This window comes from Mesohalobacter halotolerans, assembly GCF_006120725.1.
Lineage (GTDB): Bacteria > Bacteroidota > Bacteroidia > Flavobacteriales > Flavobacteriaceae > Psychroflexus > Psychroflexus halotolerans.
Genome location: NZ_SWMU01000003.1, coordinates 388324 through 410594, shown reverse-complemented (window position 1 = coordinate 410594; position 22271 = coordinate 388324). Strand labels below are relative to the sequence as shown.

Sequence of the window (22271 nt, the reverse complement as noted above, 5' to 3'; positions counted from 1 at the left end):
TTTGAATTTACATAGTTAAGCTTCTAAGATTTCTGATGATTTTTAAAAATTAAGTTTAACTCAAATATTTTAACTATGTATAATTTAAAACAAAACCCATTTATAATATTGATATTAAGCCTTTTCTTATTTGTAGGTTGTACTTCTGAGGAAGTTAGTGAGGATTTGAATGAAATCTCAAATGAAGAATTCACTTTTGCAAAAAGAGATGGTTTACCTGATTTAAATTCTTATTTAGAACAAAAATATCCAGACGGCTACACTTTTGGTTATGAACGAACATTTACAGAAGATGAAGATACTTTTGTCGTGAAAGAAGTATTTGCAGACGGCTCAACAGAAGTTACCGGATTTGTAAATCTTACCAACGGTGATTTTACGCAGTATCTAGAACTCAACAGAACCCGAGATCTATTGGTAATAGACGATTTTGTAGATGATGAACTATATGAATTTGATGCCAGTGATGAAGATAGTGAAGAGATATTTGTTGAGGGGTTTTTGGAGGATTTTGAAGTACCACCAATCAATTTAAGTATAGGTCGTTTTTGGGGTTGGTCGTGTTCTGTAGAAAGACGACCCTCTTTAGACCCAGCCGATTGTTATAGAACCTGTTGCTATAAGGTGTTTTGGGGAAGTGTTACTTGTAGTGATTATACCTGTGGAGAAGAGCCTGGGTCAGATCCTGTTTTACCTTAATAATAATCTATTTTAAAACTGTATCAATAGGTTATGCCTAGTGGTACTTAATTTATTGATTATGAAACTTGAAATTTTATCAATAATATTTTTATTTAATCTTATAAATATAAGTGGTCAGAATATCACTTACATTTATGATAAAGAAACTAATTTACCAATTTCTTATGCAAGTATATCATACAATGATGGTGGTTTTTATACTAATTCAAATGGTAGTTTTAATACAAATTTGATTCCTGATAAAACTGATACCATCAAAATTTCAATTCTTGGTTATAAAAATTTATCAATCCATAGATATGAAATTCCCGATACAATTTTTTTACAACCAAAAGTTAATAAACTAAATGAAGTCACAATAATTGATTACAAAAAAGAAATCAGTATAAAGCCTCAAAAAAATATTTTGATTGATCATCAGAGCTGGCCTTTAAAAAATTATAACGAATTGTGCACTTGTCTTTATCCCAAAAAATATGCAGACGCAAGAATTGATAAAATTATCTTTAGATTTAAACATCATAAATGGAGCAAAAATTTTACCGACAATGTGAGAGCAATTCTAAAATTTAATGTTTATGAAGGTAGTGATACGCTTTTTAAAAATAAAATCTATCAAACTAAAGAATTTAAGATTGAAAATAAAAATGTTGATTTAGATGTAAATTTTGGAAAGTCAGATACCTATTTTTCTAAAGAAGGTGTTTGTATTGGTATTGAAATGATAGGTTTATCTAAAGATGGATTTTTGTTAGATAAAAGTTCGTCAGTGCGACCTAAATTACATAAAGAAGAATCAAAATATTACGACCAAAAAACATACATAAAATTTGTGTTTAATGATACAATTTCAGCTATTCCAATCATAGATTTCATCAATAAGGGGAGAATGAGAAATAAGCCTTACAAAAGACGTAATTTGTCGTTAGGCTTAAAACTAAAATATTGATAAAATTATAATTAAACCATTGCCTAAATTATAGTTTTAAATTAACTGCTATATTATTTTTAATAAGTTAAGTCTCACACTTTACTACAAAGATTTCAACCGCTGATCAAAAGGAAAATCAGCAACATACTGAATTTTAATTCGATTAAGATCTTTATGATGTGGATTGATCAAATAATTAAAATCACCAAAAACCACCGCACTTGGCACCTTTAAAGCGATAAATTGGTTTTGCATTATAAAGTTATCACCAATTTTTTGACTATTCATATGGTGTGGTAAGGCATTCCATAACTTGGGCAAGTCTTTGTTTTTAAGTGTTTTTATATCTAAGCTATCTGGAATTTCAATACACATCATTTTGTAATCACTTGGCAGTTGATGTAAAGGTAAATGCACCAAAACTTCAGCCATAGCCAAGGCTCTGCTTTGTGCAGTGTAAATCATCTCAACACCTTTACTGTTCCAACGATTGCCTGATAAAGCTGAACCTTTACCACTCAGAGATTTAGAATATTTTTGCCTTACTAACCTGAAAACCTCCACTATGCAAAAATACCTTGATCTATTCTGTTGAGCTCATCCATAACAAGCGCTTTGCCGTAGGAATCTTTAAGCAACTCAGCAGGTGTAAGATTGTTGAAAGCTAAAGAAGGCGTATTGAGCCAATCGTGAAATTGTGAATTATTGTCAAAAACCTCTTTGCCAAAAGCGGTAACCTCGGCGATTTCAAGAATTTTCTCAGAATGTATAGGCTTGAAATGAAAGTCTTTAGCCTTTTTGTAACGCTGTAAACTTTTTTGAGAAATGTTAAGATATTCTGCCCATTCTTCTTCAGAAAAAGGGGAAAACAGCATTATAGTTTTAAACAATTGATAGGATAAGCCCTTTCTGATTGACTTAATCACTAAAATTTTATCGTTGATGAAATCTGAAAATGAAAAATTATTGATATCAAACATTGGCTTGATATCTTTGGTAACGTAAGTTGATACTGCTTCATTGACAACTTTTAGCTCGGTATGGGTACTATATTTTTTCATACTTCAATGCAAATATATACAAATGTCTAAAATATAAAGACAATAGTCTTAACTTTAACACTTTTCTTTAGACTTCTCGACTTGTATGTTTTCATTTTCAATTTTTGAGAGTAATTCAAGTTGTCCGTTATTAAATGCTTTTGAAATTTTTTCAAGTTTGATATCGTCTGATTTTGGCTTATAATTTCTATAATCTACAAATCTAATACTATCGATATATCGTTCATTATAGGCTTCTCTAAATCTTATACCGCCACCATTGACGACAAAACTATAGGCTAAGTAATCGAGTTTATAATCCTCTTTGCCAAACCAATACATATACACATCCTGAAAATCTGCCCCGCCACCTTCTTGGTCAAATGTGACTTCAAGCTGATGGTACACTTTGTTATTGATGGTATCTAAACCTTTATAGGTTTTGTTGACGGCCTTATCATTGAGTCGATACGGTAATTGAACAAAATAATGCACAGAGTTGATAGATTCAGAAAACTTTTGTGCTGTAGTGTCTGCAACTTGAATTAATGAATCATTTACGTAGCGCTTAAAGCCTTTACCAGGTTCTAAAATATCTAATAAAGTGCTATCTGTCTTTGTTGAAATTCTTTTAAGGATATAATGATTGCAGTGACCTTGGCTAATATAGATTTTGTCTCTAAATTCAAAACTGACTTCTGAAGTTTTAAATGCAGTTTTGCCAGAAACTTCTATAGCTTTATTGACAATGCTTTCAGCAGTAAGTTTTGAGTTTTTTGACGTATTGCAACTCATTATTACAATGACTGAAAAGAAAAAATAAAATTTGAATTTCATATTACTGAGTTTATATGTACAATATTACACATTATAATTTATCAGCACACTCACGTTTTATTATCTTTGCACCTTCAATTTAATGAAAGTCTTAAAATTAGAATTCTTTTTGCATGAAGATATCTTACAATTGGTTAAAAGATTTTGTCGATATAAGCTGGCCTGCAGAAAAGGTCGAAACAATCCTTACGGATTTAGGCCTAGAAGTAGAAGGTATAGACAATTTTGAATCTATTCAAGGACAATTAGAGGGAATTGTAATAGGTAAAGTTTTGGAATGTACAAGCCATCCTAATGCAGATCGACTAAAACTGACTCAAGTCGATATTGGCAAAACAGAGCCTGTTCAAATTGTTTGTGGTGCGCCGAATGTGGATAAAGGTCAATGGGTGCCGGTTGCAAAAGTGGGAACAACAATTTACAATCAAAAAGGCGAGTCGCTTAAAATCAAAAAAGGCAAGATTAGAGGTGAAATGAGTTTGGGTATGATTTGTGCTGAAGATGAGATTGGTTTAGGCGAATCACACGAAGGAATTATGGTTTTAGAAGGCGACTTTAAATCTGGTCAAGCTTTAAATACAATTTTCCCCGTTGAAACCGATCAAGTCTTTGAAATAGGGCTGACACCAAACCGTGCTGATGCCATGAGCCATTGGGGTGTAGCACGAGATTTGAGAGCTGGTATTATTCAACAAGGCAAAAGTTTGCCAATCAATACACCATCAATTAGTAGTTTTCACGTTGAAGATCGATCTAGGCGAACAAAAATTGAAGTAAAAAATTCTGATTTGGCACCAAGATATTGCGGTGTCACTATAACAGATATCAACATTGATGCTTCACCAATTTGGCTACAAAATCGACTAAAAGCCATTGGGATAAATCCTAAAAATAATATTGTTGATATCACCAACTATGTTATGCATGAACTTGGTCAACCTTTACATGCATTTGACGCTGATAAGATTAAAAATTCAAAAATTATAGTCAAAACCTTAGAAGAAGGCACAATTTTTACAACTTTAGACGGCGTTGAGCGTAAATTATCTTCTGAGGACTTAATGATTTGTGATAGCCAAAAACCACTTTGTATTGCCGGTGTTTTAGGAGGTGAAAACTCAGGAGTTACGGAAACTACAAAAAGCATCTTCTTAGAAAGTGCTTATTTTAATCCTATAAGTGTGCGTAAAACGGCCAAAAGACACGGCATTAATACCGATGCTTCATTTAGATTTGAACGTGGTATTGACCCAAATATCACTGAAGATGCACTCAAAAGGGCTTCGGTTTTAATCAGCGAAATAGCTGGTGGTAAAGTGAGCAGCGATATCGATGATTTTTATCCTAAAAAGATAGAAGATCATCAGGTGTTTCTCACCTTTGATAAAATCAACTCGCTTGTTGGCGAAGAGCTTGATTCTGGCGTGATCAAATCTATTTTAACATCATTAGATATAAAAGTCAATAATGTTTCAGAAAGTGGAATGGGTTTAACTATCCCAGCATATCGCGTTGATGTGACGCGAGAAGTAGATGTGATTGAAGAAATTCTGAGAGTTTACGGTTATAACAATATACAATTAGATAACAAATTTAATGTTTCGGTAGCCAATTCTTCAAAATTTGAAGATTACAAAGTCCAAAATATTATAGGTAATATGCTAGTGTCTAAAGGATTTTATGAAACGATGGCTAACTCCTTGACAACAGCTGATTATGTTGAATATAGTAATAGATTGTCAAAGGAAAATAATGTTGAAATTATCAATCCCTTGAGCCAAGATCTGGCAGTAATGCGCCAGAGCTTATTGTTTTCTGGCCTAGAAAACATCGGTTTCAACCTTAATCGTAAAAATGAAAATCTCAAGTTTTTTGAATTTGGGAATAGCTATCACAAATATGAAAAGGAAATCATAGAACAAAAACACCTTGCTCTATTTGTTGTTGGTAATAAAACAGAAGAAAATTGGCTTAACCCATCTAAACAGGTTGGGTTCTTTTATTTAAAAGGGATTATTGAAAGTGTTTTAACAAAGTTAGGTTTAACGTTTTCAACAGATATAAACAACGATGACACAATTGCTGAAGGTTTAGCCTTTAAAGTCAAAAAGAAAACAGTTGTAAAATTTGGTCGACTAAAGAAAGAGATCACCGAGGCTTTTGATATCTCATCTGAAGTTTTATATGCTAATTTTGATTGGAATAGCCTGCTAACACTGACCACAAAAATCAAATTTAAAACTCAGGATATTCCCAAATATCCCGAAGTGAGACGAGATTTTGCTTTACTTTTAGATGAAAATATTTCATTTGAACAAGTCGAATCCATTGCGCGTCAAACAGATAAAAAACTCTTGCAACAAGTCAATTTGTTTGATGTTTATCAAGGTAAAAATTTACCTGATGGTAAAAAAAGTTATGCGGTGAGTTTTACCTTTAGAGATCCACACAAAACGCTTACAGATAAGAAGGTTGACAAAATTATGAGCAAGCTACAAAAGCAGTTTGAATCGCAATTACAGGCAGAGTTACGGTAGTTTCATTAAATATTCTTAGGGCCTTTGCGTCCCTGTCTGCCGTCAGGCAGGTTTGCGTTAAAACTATCAAGTCTTGCCTTATCTTTTTTAGGAAGTTTACTCACCACAAGTTCGTAGCTGTGATTGATTAAATACTTAATATATTTTTCAGTCAAATCTGAATTTTCAATAACCACAGTATTCCAATGTTTTTTATGCATATGATAGCCAGGAAAAACCGAGTCAGGATATTTTTCTCGTAATTCAACGGCCTTGTCAGTATCGCACTTTAAATTGATGCTATGATCACCTTCTTCCCACTTTTTGAGCGAAGTTAAAGCAAACATCTTATTCAACACCTTAAATACTAAAACATCTTCATCAAATGGAAACGATTCAGTACTTCCTGGTTTTGATAAACAATAATTTCTAAATTCTTCAATAGTCATGACTAAAAATAATGTATAGTGCTATACATGCAAAAACAACAATTTGTAAATATTTAAATATTAAAGCTGATTTTGAATAGTTCTGAATTATAGCATAAAACTTGTTTGCAAAGACAGCAATAAGTCCAAATATAATAAAAGCTTGTAACATAAATATAAGACCTAAAATATAAAACTGAATCACAGTATTGCCGTTATTATCCCATAAAAACTGTGGGAAAAACGCCATAAAAAATAAGGTCACTTTAGGGTTTAGCACATTCATCAAAAAACCTTGCTTAATATAATTTTTATTGGTTTTATTAGGTTGTTTTGATGTTAAGTCAATATGAGCGGGTTCGCGATAAATTTTAAATGCAAGGTAGAGTAGATAAAACGCTCCGCTTAATTTAATAAGCAGAAATAATGTTTCTGAGGTTGTAATTAAAGCCGAAATTCCAAAAGCTACTAATGAGGTGTGAATTATAATACCAGATACCAAGCCTGTACTTAGGAGTATTCCTTCTCTTTTGCCCTGACTTAAGCCGGTAACTAAAACATAAATAATATCAGGACCAGGTGATAAAGTCAATAAAATTGAAGCTGTTAAAAATTGAATTAGAATCTCAAGCATGATGATTCACATAGGCTTTTTTAATGTCTTTTACCAGCTTCGGACCTTCGTAAACAAAACCTGTGTAAAGCTGAACTAATGAAGCACCATTTTCAAACTTTTCAACGGCATCACTTGCAGAATGGATACCACCAACTCCAATGATAGGAAAATCGCTTTTTGCATTAGCCTTTAAAAACTGAATCACTTCTGTCGAACGTTGCTTTAAAGGTTGACCACTTAACCCGCCAATTTCACTTTGATGTTTAGATTTTAAATTATCCCTAGAAATCGTAGTATTGGTAGCAATGATGCCAGAAATTTGGCTTTCTTCTACAATGTCTAGTATATCAAAAAGTTGATTATCATTTAAGTCGGGTGCAATTTTAAGTAAAATAGGTTTGGGCTTAGCTTTGGATAAGTTGATTTTTTGAAGGCAATTTAAAATATTTAGTAGTGGCTTCTTGTCTTGTAATGCTCTCAAATCGGGCGTGTTTGGCGAACTCACATTCACTACAAAATAATCAACCACATCAAATAAGGCTTTAAAGCAAATCTTGTAATCTTCAACAGCTTTATTATTCGGCGTCATTTTGTTTTTTCCAATATTACCACCAATAATGATGTCACCTTTATGTTTTAAAGCTTCAACAGCAGCTTCAACACCGTTATTATTAAAACCCATTCTGTTGATAAGGGCTTTGTCTTTTTTAAGTCTGAATAAACGTTTTTTAGGATTACCGGGTTGTGGTTTTGGCGTTACAGTACCAATTTCTATAAACCCAAAGCCCAGAGCTGACATTTCTTGATAGAATTCTGCGTTTTTATCAAATCCCGCAGCGAGACCCACAGGATTTTTAAAAAGAATATCACACACTTTTACGTGAAGTTTTTTAGACTCGTATTGATAATGTTTTTTATAGAGTGTTGATAGTAAAGGTGTATTTAAAATCAACTTTAACAATCCGGTTGTAAAGTAATGGACTTTTTCCGGGTCAAAACTAAAAAGTAAAGGTCTGATAAACCATTTGTACATGAATCAAAATTTGCACAAAAATAGGGTTTAATAAATAAACTAAACAAAAAACCTTAAATTTGAAACACATATTATTAATTAATTATGATAGATAGAGATATACTCCTAAGCCGTTTTATAAAATATATCAAAATAGATTCTCAAAGCGATCCAAATAGTGAATCTACACCAAGTACAGAAAAGCAATGGGAAATAGCTAACCTTTTAAAAACTGAATTAGATGAAATCGGGCTAAAGGATGTCAGTATAGACATCAATGCTTATGTTATGGCAACATTACCATCTAATATAGAAGACAACCAAATTCCAACAATTGGATTTGTTTCTCATTTTGATACAACACCAGATTATTCCGGAAAAAATGTTAATCCACAAATTCATAAAAATTACGATGGAAAAGAAATAAAACTAGCTAAAGACAAAGTTTTGTCGCCAGATTATTTTGAAGATCTTAAGGCTTATAAAGGTCAAACTTTAATTACAACTGACGGTACAACGCTTCTCGGGGCAGATGATAAAGCAGGGATTACTGAAATTGTTTGTGCAATGGAATACCTTGTTAAGCATCCAGAAATTAAACACGGCAAAATAAGAATTTGCTTTACACCTGATGAAGAAATAGGTCGTGGAGCTCATCACTTTGATGTCAAAAAGTTTGGTGCGGAATGGGCTTATACCATGGATGGTAGCCAAATAGGCGAGCTAGAATATGAAAATTTTAATGCTGCAGAAGCAAAAATTAAAATAAAAGGGAAAAGTGTTCATCCCGGTTACGCCAAAAACAAAATGATTAATAGCAGTTTAATTGCTGCTCGATTAGTTAGTATTTTACCAGAGTCTGAAATACCAGCAAAAACTGAAGGTCGTGAAGGATTTTTTCACCTTACAAATATTCATGGAGACGTTACATCTACAGAACTCCAATTTATCATAAGAGATCATGATAAGGATATATTTGAGAGCCGAAAACAACTTCTCCTAGACATCGTTTCAGAATTAAATCAAGAATACGGTAGTGACACTGTTGATTTGGTGATTAAAGATCAGTATTATAATATGAAAGATAAGATAACACCTGTTATGTATAGTATAGATATAGCTAAAAAGGCTATGGAACAGTGTAATATTAAGCCCATTATTAAGCCTATAAGAGGTGGTACAGATGGTGCACAACTTAGTTACATGGGACTACCATGTCCCAATATATTTGCCGGTGGGCATAACTTTCACGGACCCTACGAATATATCCCATTAGAAAGTATGATTAAGGCTAGTGAAGTTATTATTAAAATTGCAGAAATAACACCGGAAATCTATTCTCAAAAAAACAATTAAAATTTGATCAATCGATTATTTAAAATATCTCTTTTAGCATTATGCTTTAGCTTTTATAACAATTATGCTCAAGATATTCCGCCAGTGGCGAAATATACACCAGATGTATACGCTGCTGATAATCAAAATTGGTCTGTTACACAAACTGAAGATAGAACCATGTTCTTTGCGAATAGTAAAGGACTCCTTAAATATGACAGTGAACGATGGGAATTGTTAGGCTCGCCAAACAATACCATTTTAAGATCTGTATATGCCATAGGAGACGATGTCTACAGCGGAGCCTATATGGAATTTGGTGTTTGGAGAAAAAACAATGATGGTTTGTATAAATACCATTCACTTTCAAAGAACCTTGAGCTCATAGAAGATGAACAATTTTGGAATATCACATCTTTTGATAATTATGTCATTTTTCAATCTTTAGATGCCATCTATATCTATAATTTAATTAAAAAATCTTTTGAAATCATTTCACCGAAAAATGAAATCACAAAGATGGTTGTCAAAGATGATGTTTTATACTATCACGTAAAAAATAACGGCTTATATAAACAAGTTAACGGAGAAAAGATAATTGTCAATACAACACCGTTTTTTGAAAATATTGTATTAATTGACCTGTACCAAATAAACAATCAGTTGTATGCTCAAACTCAGTACAATGGTATAGTAAGGCTTAGCGATAATGCTTTATATAAACTTGACGAAAATACTAATTCATTGCTATCTGAAATATCAGTTTATAGTAGTTTACAAAAAGACAATGGAGACATCTATTTAGGAACCATTTCACAAGGACTGATTAAATTGTCTCAAGACAAAGTTTCACTTTATTTAAATCAGGAAAACTCCTTAAGCAATAACACGGTACTTAGTTTATTTCAAGATAGAGATAAAAAACTTTGGCTTGGTCTTGACAATGGAATCAATTGTGTTAGTGTCGATTCAAGCATTTCAATATTCAATGATCAAAATGGTAAATTGGGGACAATATATGCCTCAATCAAATTTAATGGTACACTTTATTTGGGAACTAACCAAGGTTTGTTTTACTATGATAATAATAAGTACAAAATAATAAAAGGCACAAAAGGTCAGGTTTGGTCTTTATTTAAGTTTAATGACCATTTGTTTTGTGGTCATCACAACGGTACATTTAAGATTTCAAATACTAAAGCAAGCCTATTGACCGACTCACCTGGAACTTGGATGTTTAAGGCTGTGGATGACAAAACAATATTTACAGGGAATTACGAAGGACTTAATGTATTAAAATATCAAAATGATAAGTGGTATCACGACAGAAAAATTAAAGGGTTTGATATTTCTACAAAATATTTTGAATTTATTGATTCGACTAGTATTATCGTAAATCATGAGTATAAAGGGGTTTATAAACTCCAATTAAATGCTGCTCTTACTCAAGTTGCATCAATAGTAAAAGATAATTCTGTAGAAAAGGGGTTATTTTCTTCTATTATTAAAATGAAAAATAAAATTCTATATGCTTACAAAAAAGGCATTTTTTATTACGACAAGAAGTCTGCTTCATTTAAAAAGGATTCCATTTTGTCAAACCTTTATAGCCCTTCAAACTACAATTTCGGGAGACTCGTAAAAACTAGAGATAGTAAGGTTTGGTTATTTACTAAAACCGACATTAATCAAATCTCTATGAGCTCTGTAAAAGGAGAATACAACATTAAAAAAATACCTATTAACGTTGATGCAAGACAACAGATTTCGGGATATGAAAATGTAAGTCAAATAGATTCTGATACATACCTTATTGGTAAAAGTAATGGGTACTTAAAAATTAACACATCAAATATTTCAAATTTTGAAAGTGAAATATACTTAAAATCAGTGATGATAAATGATAAAAATGGAGAGAGTGTTTATAAACAGACCTCAAAAACAGAAGATAATGTCATTGAAAATAAACTTAATAATATTACATTCAAATATACTGCTCTTAATTATAATCCATTATTAAAAAGTGAATATCAATATAAACTTAAAGGTTACAATGACAATTGGAGTTCTTGGAAAACAACTGGCAAAGTAAATTTCAAAAATTTAACCTATGGAGACTATGTCTTTTTGATGCGAAGTAGAATAGGAAAAGAAAACTTAAGTCAAGTTTTGTCCTATTCTTTTTATATAGAAAGACCATTTTACTTGTCAAATCTTATGATTATCCTTTACATATTGTGTTTAGCACTAGTTTTATTCCTGGTACACAATTTTTATAAAAGAAACTACAAGAAAAAGAAAATTAAGTTGCAAAAGAAAGCTGAAAGGAAACTAGAACTCAAAGACCTAGAATCTCAGAAAGAAATTATGAAAATAAAAAATGATAAACTTCAACTTGATGTAGAAAATAAAAATAGAGAACTCGCGATAGCTACCATGAGTTTAGTAAAGAAAAATGAGTTTCTATCTCAAATAAAATCAGACTTAAAACCTATACAAAGCAAAAACAAAGTCATTAAAAAAGTCTTAAATACAATAAATAATAATTTAAATAACACAGACGATTGGAAATTTTTTGAAGAAGCTTTTAATAATGCGGATAAAGATTTCTTTAAAAAGCTTAAAGCTAGACATCCTAAACTGACCCCCAATGAGTTAAAACTTTGTGCTTATTTACGATTGAATCTAACATCTAAAGAAATAGCACCTCTGTTTAATATTTCTTCAAAAAGTGTTGAGATTAAACGATATCGATTGCGTAAAAAAATGAATTTAAGCAGAAATCAGAGTTTAACCACCTATATATTGAGCTTGTAGCAACTTTACGTATGTTAAAATATACACTACAATAGCTATACATAATGGCAGTAATAATTTTGTATATTTCATAAAACACATTAAACCAGTATTTTACAATTGATTGTATTTTAACTTCAATGTATATTTTTTGTAATTGTTTTTATTATTGAAATATTAACGAAAACGTTTAAGTTTGTTAATGAATCATTAATTTTACTCTCATGAAAAGCTATTATTACATACTTGCTTTCGTATTTGCAAGTGCTTTTGTTTATTCTCAAAATAATGTTAGAGTTGTCGATGGTCCAGATGGTCAAGTTTTACAAGTTGACGGTAAAGACTTTATGATAAACGGTATGAATTGGGATTATTTCCCTAGAGGCACTAATTTTAACTACAGTTTATGGAATCAACCTGACGATAAAATAAAAGCCGCTTTAGATTCCGAAATGGGTTTACTTAAAAATATGGGAGTAAACACTATAAGGCTTTACACTGGTATACAGCCAAAATGGATAGAGTACATTTACGAGAACTACGGTATTTACACCATGCTCAATCATTCTTTTGGGCGATATGGTCTCACTATTGATGGCGTTTGGACACCCGTAACCAAATACGATGATCCTGCTACACAAGACCTTCTAATCTCTGAAGTCACAAAATTGGCCAATGACTTCAAAGGGACAAAAGGTTTGCTTTTGTTCTTATTAGGAAATGAAAACAACTACGGTTTATTTTGGGCTGGAGCTGAAACTGAAGATTTTCCAGATGAAGAGGATCAAATTAATGCTGTAGGTGAAAATAGAGCAAGACCGATGTACAATTTAATGAATGAAGCAGCTCTCAAAATTAAATCGATTAACGATGATGTTCCTATCGCAATATGTAATGGTGATGTTTTATTTTTAGAAATAGTCGCTGAAGAATGTCCAGATGTCGATATTTACGGAACAAATATGTATCGTGGTGAATCGTTTGGTGATGCCTTCGAAAAAGTAAAACAAGTTTACGGAAAACCAATTATATTTACTGAATTTGGAGCAGATGCGTTCAATGCGTTAGAAAATCAAGAAGATCAAAAATCCCAAGCTTACTATATGGTCAATAATTGGAAAGATATTTACCAAAATGCTGCCGGTTTAGGAAAAGCAGAGAATTCAATTGGTGGCTTTACTTTTCAGTTTAGTGACGGTTGGTGGAAATTTGGTCAAACCAAAAATCTCGATGTCCATGATTCAAATGCCTCTTGGGAAAATGGTGGCTATAGTAGAGATCATAAACCAGGCAAAAACAACATGAATGAGGAATGGTTTGGGGTTTGCGCTAAAGGACCAACCAATACAAGAGGTTTGTATGATTTATATCCTAGAGCCGCCTATTATGCTTTGAAAGAAGCTCACAAATTAGATCCCTATGCAGAAGACGTTGATTTAGATTTTGTCAATAATTATTTTAACAATATTTCTTTAATGGATGCGGTGTTAAAAGCCAGAGGTGATAAAGCCGCTATGAGCGGTGGAGGCTCTCAAACATTGGGCATTACAAGATTGTCAGCGCATTTGTCTACATTTTATACTGGAGGTAGCCTTATCACAACACCCGACAACCCAAACCCTGAAGAAAATACATTTCCAAATCAATTAGGATTTGATCAAATGCAGTCCTATTTTATCGGTATAGGTGGAGAACCTGCACCTAGTGTGCGTTACGATGTGCAGTTCAACATAGTTGGTGATGTCGCACAAAATCCTATTAATGAAATTTTCTATGAAAATAGAAACCGTATCGTCACGTTACAAACCGATCAAGGAGAAGTCACTCTAGAAGATGTAAACAGACTCAATCTTTATCAAGCAGAATTTGAGTGGAAGAATGATATGTTTGACTTAAGAGGATTTTATCGTACGGGTCACTACCATTGGGGTTATGAAGGTGATTTCTTCGGATTATATCCTGAAGCCAATTACGGTCCTAACTTAGACATTTACGGCGGTATCATATCAGGTGTTGAAATTGATGCCAAAGGTGAGCTAGAAGGATTAAAAGCTGCGATAGGTCCACAATTATGGTGGGGTGCCAATCCAACGATGTTGTTTAAATATTCTAAAATGATTGGTAAATGGGGTGTCACGGGTATTTATCACAGAGACCTTGAAACCGATATTGAGTTTGATGAGAATGGTCGCCGTATTCTGGATCAAAACCAAGTTCGAAGTGGTGTAATTCCACCATGGCCTACAGAAAGAGCTACAATTGCCTTAGAAAGAGAGTTTGGTAATTTTGATCTCACCTTAGGTGGTATCTGGGGTGGTTCACCATTAAATGGCAGTACATACCAAGATATTGACGATAACGGCAATGTTGTAGTAGACAGAATTAACTCAGATGACAACTGGGGCGGTAAAGCAAAAATTACTTACGCTGCAGGAAAATTTAATTGGTACGCGCAAGGTGCAGTCCAAGGTTTAGTGGCCGGCGGTGGTGCCGATCAAACCATGACCTTTACGGGATGGAAGCTTAAAGATACAGGTAGTGGTAACCAACAAAACTTTTTAACTGGCTTTACTTACAATATAGGTAAATGGCAAATTGCGCCAAACTTTATGTGGCAAGAACCGCTCGTAGACCCCATGCCTAATAATGGTGATGCACCTGGACGTTTAAGAAACTTTATCGATGACCCTTTTGCTGTAAGAGCCAACAGAAAAACTACTGCAGGTGAAATCCTTTTCACCTACGATCCGACGCCCGGAACTTATATGTATGAATGGGATAACAACAAAGCTGAAGATGCTGAATTTGCAATGAGCGCTGGATTTGTGTATAGACACTTACCTACGACAATGGATGCTCATATTGGTTTTTTAGATACTCGTGAATTTTTTGCCTTTGCTACATCAGTTCCCGCTGAAGATCTCTGGGAAGCTCATGCTAGAGTAGTCTCTAAATTGAGTCCTGAACTAGGTATTGTAGGATCATTTTACTACGGTAATGGACAAGCACGAGGTGATTCTGAACGATTAGTTACTGATAGGTTTGGAGCCAATCTAGATGTTAGGTATAAGAACTATTGGATTAAAGGTGATATTAAAGTCAATGATTGGGGTCCATTTGATTACCACCAAGATTTTAACTTAACTTTTCCATTACAATTAATGCTTGATTTATCTACAACTTTAGGAAAACCAGAATGGTATGTCCTGCCAACTACACAAGTAGGTGTTAGAGGAATTTGGAGATCGCTCAATGAATTTTCTCCAAGATACGAACCAACCGCAGCACCTTTAGGAACGTTTAATCAAGATCCTCCTTTAAGTGCCGTTGGATTCCCCAATGGTTCTGAATGGGAAATTATGACATATATAAGATTTAACATAGGTAAACAATAATAACATGGTACACACAATTAAACATACTCAAATATTAGGGTTATTGTTATTAATTTTGATGACAGTAAGTTGTGAACGAGACATTTCAGAAGACGCTGTTCCAGCAACATTTCCAACAACTGCTGAGGTTTATACCGATAATCCAGTTGGCTTAACCGATGAGTTCTTTATATCATTCGATCCTGCTGGAGGTGCAAACCCTGAGGCTTTCGGTACTGATGATAATGAGGCTTATTTAGGGTCTTCATCAATTAGAATAGATGTACCGGCTCCTAATGACCCAAATGGTAACTTTGTTGGAGGAATTTTTAAAGATAGAGGCGATGGAAGAAATCTTACTGGTTATGACGCCCTTACGTTTTGGGTAAAAGGTAGTTTAACAGGATCATTAGAAGCTGGTTTCGGCACTGATTTTGAAATTGATGAATTTCCTGTAAGTGCTTTTATAGATTTAGCCACAGATTGGAGAAAAGTTATCATCCCAATTCCTGATCCTTCTAGGTTGGTTCAGGAGAAAGGCATGTTTCTTTTCGCAGCAGGTTCTTTCGATGTACTCGGTGATGATAACCCAGACGTGGCAACTTCCTTTGATGATAACGTCGGCTATACTATTTGGATAGATGAAATTAGATTTGAAAAGCTTGGTACTCTTGGTCAAGGACAGCCAAAAATATTTAATGGTGTAGATGAAACCTTAGAAACTTTTTCAGGTTCTACCATTCAAACCACAGGTATTTCTTATACAGCTAACCTCCCTTCAGGAATGAATCAATCTGTTCAGCTATCTACAAATTACTTTACATTTAGTTCTTCTAATCCTAATGTAGCCACAGTTACAGATACCGGAGAGATTACAGTCTTAACATCAGGTGAAGCAACCATAACTGCTACAGTAGGAAATTTAAGTGCAGATGGTTCACTTCAAATAACTACTACTGGAGATTTTGAAAATGCGCCAGACCCGACGTTACCAGAAAGTGATGTTTTATCCATTTATAGTGATTTCTATTCTGTAATTGATGGTTTAGATGTTGGCGCTTTCAATAATGATGGAATTAATATAGAAGCACAAACCTTTAACGGAAATGAATTAATAGAATATCAAAACCTTGGTTTTGTTGGAATAGGGTGGAATGATACTGTTGATGTCTCTGGTTTTACCCATATCCATTTAGATGTTCAAAGACTTACTTCTGGATCAAATTTTATTGTAGAATTGCTTGATTATGGACCTGATGGAATTGACAACGGATTTGGTGATGGATCAGCTGGAGGTTTTAATGCAACATCTCAAATGATAGATGAAGAATGGGTAGGTTTGGATATTCCTTTAAACAGTTTTACATTACCTACAGGAGCAGGAGGAGCTGGAAATCCTAATTTGAATAATATAGGAAACATCATTCTAGTTTCTAATTCAGGAGCCTTTTTAATTGATAATGTTTACTTCTATTAATAATTTAAATAAATGATAATGAAAAAGTTTTTAAAAAAATATATTACGGCTTTTATCATGGTCCCAATCTTTTTATTGCAAGCCTGTGACCTTGACGAAACCCAAGAAGTAGTAACTAAAAATAATCTCGTTTGGGCAGATGAATTTGATCAAGATGGTGCCCCAAATCCCCAAAATTGGAATTTTGAAATTGGCGATGGAACCGAACAAGGTATCCCGGGATGGGGAAATAATGAACTTCAATACTATACCGATCGACCCGAAAACGTCAAAGTTGAAAATGGCGTTTTAGTGATTACAGCCAGAGAAGAATCCTTTCAAGGCAGTAACTATACTTCGGCAAGGCTAGTTACTCGTGGGTTGTTTGAAAAACAATATGGTCGTTTTGAAGCCCGAATTAAAGTACCTTACGGCAAAGGTTACTGGCCGGCATTTTGGATGCTTGGTGTACCGGAAACCGCAGAAGAAGAATGGCCACAAATTGGTGAAATCGATATTATGGAAAATGTAGGTGATGAACCTACAATAGCATTTGGGAGCATGCATGGTCCAGGTTATAGTGGCGGCGAGTCCATTTCTAAAGAATTTGAATTGGATGGCGATAGATTTGATACAAGCTTTCATATTTTTGGTATAGAATGGTCACCAAACCGTATCAACTATTATATCGATGATAAATTGTACCAATCTTTAACCCCTGAAGATGTCGATGAGGAAACTGATGGAGAAGGGGTTTGGGTATTTAATGACCGACCATCCTACATTATCCTAAATGTAGCTGTTGGTGGAAATTTACCAGGAAACCCCAATGCAGAAACTATATTTCCACAAAGCATGGTTGTGGATTACGTTAGAGTTTACGAATAATAAAATTTAAAAAGATGAAAGTATTTAAAAGAAGCTTAGTTTTAGTGGCAATGATTGTTTTATCCACACTCCAATGGTCTTGTGAAGACAATGAAAGTGGAATTGACTTTGTTGGTTTTGAAGCTAGATTTGTCAGTGAAATCAACAACAGAACTGTGACTTTCAATAATTTATCAAGTGAAGCTACAAGTTATCTTTGGGATTTTGGAGATGGTACAACATCTACATTGGTTGACCCAGTAAAAACTTTTGAGAACGGAACATTTACTGTTGTTCTAACCGCTTTTAACGAAAATAATTCTAGCACTTTCGAAGATACTTTTGTGTTTGACGTTCCTATCTGTGTAGAGGAAACTCAGGAAAACACAGATCCGGCTAATGGTGATATCAATTGGACATTCCTATCAGAAGAAGATGTCATTTTTGATGCTTTTGGGAATACTTCAGGCGCTATAGTTGATAATCCTGTCGTTGATGAGGTAAATAATAGTTGTAAAGTTCAGCAGTTTGTAAAAGCCACTGGGTGTGAAACCTTTGCTGGTTTAGGTGCTGAATTAGATACTGCATTGAATTTTGCAGATCCTAATATTAATAAAATTTTTACGATTAAGGTTTTAGCGGAAAATCAAGTTACAGATGTTACATTAAGACTTGAAAAAAACCCGTTTCCTGATACAGAACCTTCCGAGGAAAGAGTTGCAAATATTACAAAAGTCGGTGAGTGGGAAGAGTTAACATTTGATTTTTCTGATGTAAATACTAATACTTTTAAAAGTGTAATCATTTATTTTGATCGAGATGCTTCTTGTGATGGAGATATATACTATTTCGACGACATAAGACAACAATAATACTGGCAGATTCAATATTTTAATTTATAGCAAAACAATAGCATATGACAAAATGCTCTGTTGATACAGATCAAAAGCAACTCAAAATTGTTGAAATCAATAAAGAGAAATATTTAAAAATTTCCGATAGCAGTAATTTACGTCCTTTCTTTATGAGTATTGTAAGCCCGTCCAATCACTGGATGTTTATGTCTAGTAATGGCGGTATAACTGCTGGCAGAAAAAATGCGTCTTACGCGTTATTTCCTTATTATACTGATGATAAAATCACTGAATTTGCAGATATTACCGGTAGTAAAACAATTTTAAAAGTCTCCAGAGATAATCAACCTCATTTTTGGGAACCTTTTTCTAAAAGATTTGTTGATGGTTACAATATTACAAGGAATTTATATAAAAATATTTATGGAAATAAAGTACTCTTTGAAGAAATAAACCATGATTTAGAGTGCAGCTTTTCTTACCAATGGTCTTGTGCTGATGATTTTGGATTTATAAAAAAGTCAAAACTCAAAAACCTCTCGACTAGTACCATTAAAATTGAATGTTTGGATGGCTTGCAAAACATATTACCAGCAAAAGTAGACCCGGATTTGCAAGTAGCCAGTAGCAATTTGGTTGATGCTTATAAGAGAAGCGAATTAGATGTAACTTCTGGAATAGGAATATTTGCATTGAGTGCTATTCCTGTTGATAAAGCAGAACCAAGTGAAGCTCTAAAGGCTAATGTCATTTGGAGTTTAGGCTTAAAAAATCCAATTTATTTATTATCCTCACTACAACTTGAAGATTTTAGACAAAATAATCCCATACAACAAGAAGTTGATATAAAAGCAGAAAGAGGTGCGTATTTCGCCCATCAAAACTTAAGTCTTTCTGCCAATTCCTCAGAAAATTGGTCAATTATAGCAGATGTAAACTACAATCACGCCCAGGTTATCAAATTGAGACAACAGATTTTAAATTCAAAAAATCTAATCTCAGAGGTAAATGAAAATATTAATCTGTGTACAGAAAATCTCATCAAATTGGCAGCTTCCGCAGATGGGCTCCAATATTCTAGCGACGAACTTCGTGATATTAGACATTACTCAAATACCATGTTTAATATCATGAGAGGTGGTATATTTGATAACAATTACCATATCAATTCTTCAGATTTTAAAGAATATATTAAAAATGCCAATAAAAAGGTTTACTCTAAGTTTTCTACCAAAATAGACAACTTAGGACAAAATTTTACACTTGACAACTTAAAATCCCTGATTAGAAATGAAACCGATCCGGATTTTACACGGTTAACCATTGAATATTTACCCTTAAAATTTAGCCGAAGACACGGTGATCCTAGCAGACCTTGGAACCAGTTCTCAATCAACCTTAAAGATGAAGACGGTTCTAAGGTTTTAGATTATGAAGGCAATTGGCGTGATATTTTCCAAAATTGGGAAAGTTTAGCGTATTCTTACCCGGCATTTATTGATGGTATGATTTTTAAATTTTTAAATGCTACTACTTTTGACGGTTACAACCCCTATCGATTGACCAAAGATGGTTTTGACTGGGAGGTGATCGAGCCAGACGATCCTTGGTCTTATATTGGATATTGGGGCGACCACCAAATTATATATTTACTCAAGTTTTTAGAGTTTTTAAATAATTATAACCCAGATAAGCTCATATATCTCTTTAGTAAAAATTATTTTGTTTATGCCAATGTTCCCTACAGGATAAAGGCTTACAAAGATATAGTCCAAGATCCAAAAGATACCATAGATTTCGACCTTGAAGAAGATCGAAAAATAAGAAATTTAAGAAAAGAAATAGGTGGTGATGGCGCCTTACTGAAAGACTCGTCAAACCAAATTATCCATGTCAATTTTATAGAAAAAATATTAGCTACCACACTTGCTAAACTTTCTAATTTTATTCCGGAAGCCGGGATTTGGATGAATACCCAAAGACCAGAGTGGAATGATGCCAATAATGCTTTGGTCGGCAATGGTGTTTCAATGGTAACGTTATATTATTTGAGGCGCTTTTTATCTTTTTTTCAAACACGCTTTAAGGATTTAGACGACGCTCAATCTTTTGAATTATCTGAAGAAGTGTGTCAAATGTTTAACCTAATAAATTCAGTTTTTGAATCGCATAAAGCATTACTAAATAAAAGTATCACAGATTCAGATAGAAAAGATATAGTCGATAAGCTAGGAAAGTCAGCTAGTGAATTCAGGATGAAAATATATAACAACAAATTTTCAGGTCACAAGCAATCACTCACAGCAAAAACTCTGAAAACTTTTGTAGATGATAGTTTGGAATACTTAGAACATTCTATTTCAAATAATAAAAGAAATGATAATCTCTATCATGCGTACAATCTTTTAACTATTGAAGATAATAGCTTCTCTATTTCCTATCTCGAAGAAATGCTAGAAGGCCAAGTGGCAGTATTAAGTTCAAAATATTTGACTTCAAAACAAGCTGTATCTGTTTTGGATGCTTTAAAACAAAGTGCCTTATTCAGGGAGGATCAGTACAGTTACTTGCTTTATCCTAATAAAGATCTTAAAGGTTTTTTAGATCGAAATCAAATTCCTGAAGCGTCTGTAAATTCTTCAGAATTGTTGCAAAAGTTGGTGAAAGATAAACACGTTGGTATTATTCAAAAAGATGTGTTAGGGAATTACCATTTTAATGGCAACTTTAATAATGTCAGTTTCTTAAAAACAGCTTTAAAAGAATTAGAAAATACGAAGTATGCTGCACTTGTATCTAAAGATTTCGAGCGGGTATGCCAAATATTTGAAGAAGTTTTTAACCATAAAGCATTCACAGGTCGCTCAGGGACATTTTATGGATATGAAGGGTTAGGGTCAATATATTGGCACATGGTATCAAAACTACAACTAGCTGTTTTAGAATGTTGTAATAAAGCCATTGCTGAAAAAGAACCAGCTGAGACCGTTGGACGTCTTCTAGAGCATTATTATGAAATTAATGAAGGAATAGGGGTTCATAAGTCACCAAAACTTTATGGCGCATTTCCAACCGATCCTTACTCTCATACACCTTATGGTAAAGGGGCACAACAGCCAGGAATGACTGGTCAAGTAAAAGAAGACATCATAAGTAGATTTGGGGAATTAGGAATATGTTTTGAAGAGGCCGAACTCAAATTCAAACCAGACCTTCTTCTAAAAGAACATTTTCTTACACAAGATAAAGAAATTAAATACATCACGGTAGACAGAGAAGTCAAGCCTTTGACTCTAAAGGCAAACCAGCTGTTTTTTACCATTTGCCAAGTCCCTGTAATTTACGAAAAGTCGAACAAAAATAAAACAATCATAGAATTTAATGATGGCTCAGAAAAGACTATTGAGACTTTGGAACTACCGAAAGACATCAGTAACGACATTTTTAAAAGAACAAATCAAGTCAAACTTATACAAGTTCAGATTGACAATTCTATATTAAAATAAA

Annotated in this window: 16 protein-coding genes; 10 read left to right on the top strand and 6 right to left on the bottom strand. The window is 33.4% G+C overall.

The window, feature by feature from the left end; genetic code table 11:
* Positions 1–75: 75 nt before the first annotated feature.
* The gene (locus FCN74_RS08975) at positions 76–699 is read left to right on the top strand and encodes a hypothetical protein (RefSeq protein ID WP_138932254.1); all 624 of its coding nucleotides are present in this window, start codon (positions 76–78) and stop codon (positions 697–699) included.
* 61 nt (positions 700–760) lie between these two features.
* Positions 761–1651 carry a carboxypeptidase-like regulatory domain-containing protein gene (locus FCN74_RS08970; protein WP_138932253.1) on the top strand — a complete coding sequence of 297 codons (891 nt, stop codon included), beginning with the start codon at positions 761–763 and terminating at the stop codon, positions 1649–1651.
* An 84-nt stretch (positions 1652–1735) separates the two neighbouring features.
* Here the strand turns inward: FCN74_RS08970 and FCN74_RS08965 are convergent, their stop codons facing one another.
* Genes FCN74_RS08965 through FCN74_RS08955 form a run of 3 tightly spaced genes read right to left on the bottom strand, consistent with a single transcriptional unit; the run spans position 1736 to position 3510 of the window.
* Positions 1736–2197 (bottom strand): RES family NAD+ phosphorylase, encoded by a 462-nt coding sequence (locus FCN74_RS08965; RefSeq protein ID WP_138932252.1) that lies wholly within the window; start codon positions 2195–2197, stop codon positions 1736–1738.
* On the bottom strand, positions 2197–2694 hold the full coding sequence (gene parS, locus FCN74_RS08960) for a type II RES/Xre toxin-antitoxin system antitoxin (RefSeq protein ID WP_138932251.1): 498 nt from the start codon (positions 2692–2694) through the stop codon (positions 2197–2199). Before parS ends, FCN74_RS08965 begins: the two co-directional genes overlap by 1 nt.
* 54 nt (positions 2695–2748) lie before the next feature.
* A complete protein-coding gene (locus FCN74_RS08955; protein WP_246062597.1) occupies positions 2749–3510 on the bottom strand; it encodes a DUF6503 family protein in 762 nt (253 codons plus the stop codon).
* A 113-nt stretch (positions 3511–3623) separates the two neighbouring features.
* On the opposite strand from FCN74_RS08955, the gene pheT reads away from it, so the two are divergent.
* A complete protein-coding gene (gene pheT, locus FCN74_RS08950; RefSeq protein WP_138932250.1) occupies positions 3624–6047 on the top strand; it encodes a phenylalanine--tRNA ligase subunit beta in 2424 nt (807 codons plus the stop codon).
* Positions 6048–6052: 5 nt separating this feature from the next.
* Here pheT and FCN74_RS08945 read toward each other — a convergent pair whose 3' ends face one another.
* From FCN74_RS08945 to FCN74_RS08935, 3 genes are read right to left on the bottom strand one after another with little or no spacing between them, the layout of a single operon-like run.
* Positions 6053–6475 (bottom strand): MmcQ/YjbR family DNA-binding protein, encoded by a 423-nt coding sequence (locus FCN74_RS08945; RefSeq protein ID WP_138932249.1) that lies wholly within the window; start codon positions 6473–6475, stop codon positions 6053–6055.
* Positions 6465–7088, bottom strand: coding sequence for a LysE family translocator (locus FCN74_RS08940; RefSeq protein ID WP_138932248.1), 624 nt, complete (start codon positions 7086–7088; stop codon positions 6465–6467). Before FCN74_RS08940 ends, FCN74_RS08945 begins: the two co-directional genes overlap by 11 nt.
* Positions 7081–8103, bottom strand: a complete 1023-nt coding sequence (locus tag FCN74_RS08935; RefSeq protein WP_138932247.1) for a quinone-dependent dihydroorotate dehydrogenase — start codon at positions 8101–8103, stop codon at positions 7081–7083. Before FCN74_RS08935 ends, FCN74_RS08940 begins: the two co-directional genes overlap by 8 nt.
* Positions 8104–8187: 84 nt before the next feature.
* On the opposite strand from FCN74_RS08935, the gene pepT reads away from it, so the two are divergent.
* The 7 genes from pepT to FCN74_RS08900 all read left to right on the top strand — a co-directional run bounded on the left by pepT (position 8188) and on the right by FCN74_RS08900 (position 22270).
* Entirely contained in the window at positions 8188–9438 is a 1251-nt protein-coding gene (gene pepT / locus FCN74_RS08930) for a peptidase T (RefSeq protein WP_138932246.1), read from the top strand.
* Positions 9439–9441: 3 nt separating this feature from the next.
* Positions 9442–12234 (top strand): helix-turn-helix and ligand-binding sensor domain-containing protein, encoded by a 2793-nt coding sequence (locus FCN74_RS08925; RefSeq protein WP_138932245.1) that lies wholly within the window; start codon positions 9442–9444, stop codon positions 12232–12234.
* A 203-nt stretch (positions 12235–12437) separates the two neighbouring features.
* Positions 12438–15608: a glycoside hydrolase 5 family protein gene (locus FCN74_RS08920; RefSeq protein ID WP_138932244.1), complete on the top strand. Its 3171-nt coding sequence runs from the start codon at positions 12438–12440 to the stop codon at positions 15606–15608.
* 4 nt (positions 15609–15612) lie between these two features.
* Positions 15613–17064, top strand: coding sequence for an Ig-like domain-containing protein (locus FCN74_RS08915; protein ID WP_138932243.1), 1452 nt, complete (start codon positions 15613–15615; stop codon positions 17062–17064).
* A gap of 18 nt (positions 17065–17082) precedes the next feature.
* The gene (locus tag FCN74_RS08910; protein ID WP_138932242.1) at positions 17083–17931 is read left to right on the top strand and encodes a glycoside hydrolase family 16 protein; all 849 of its coding nucleotides are present in this window, start codon (positions 17083–17085) and stop codon (positions 17929–17931) included.
* Positions 17932–17945: 14 nt separating this feature from the next.
* A complete protein-coding gene (locus tag FCN74_RS08905; protein ID WP_246062596.1) occupies positions 17946–18782 on the top strand; it encodes a PKD domain-containing protein in 837 nt (278 codons plus the stop codon).
* A gap of 44 nt (positions 18783–18826) precedes the next feature.
* A complete protein-coding gene (locus FCN74_RS08900; protein ID WP_138932241.1) occupies positions 18827–22270 on the top strand; it encodes a hypothetical protein in 3444 nt (1147 codons plus the stop codon).
* Position 22271 lies beyond the last annotated feature (1 nt).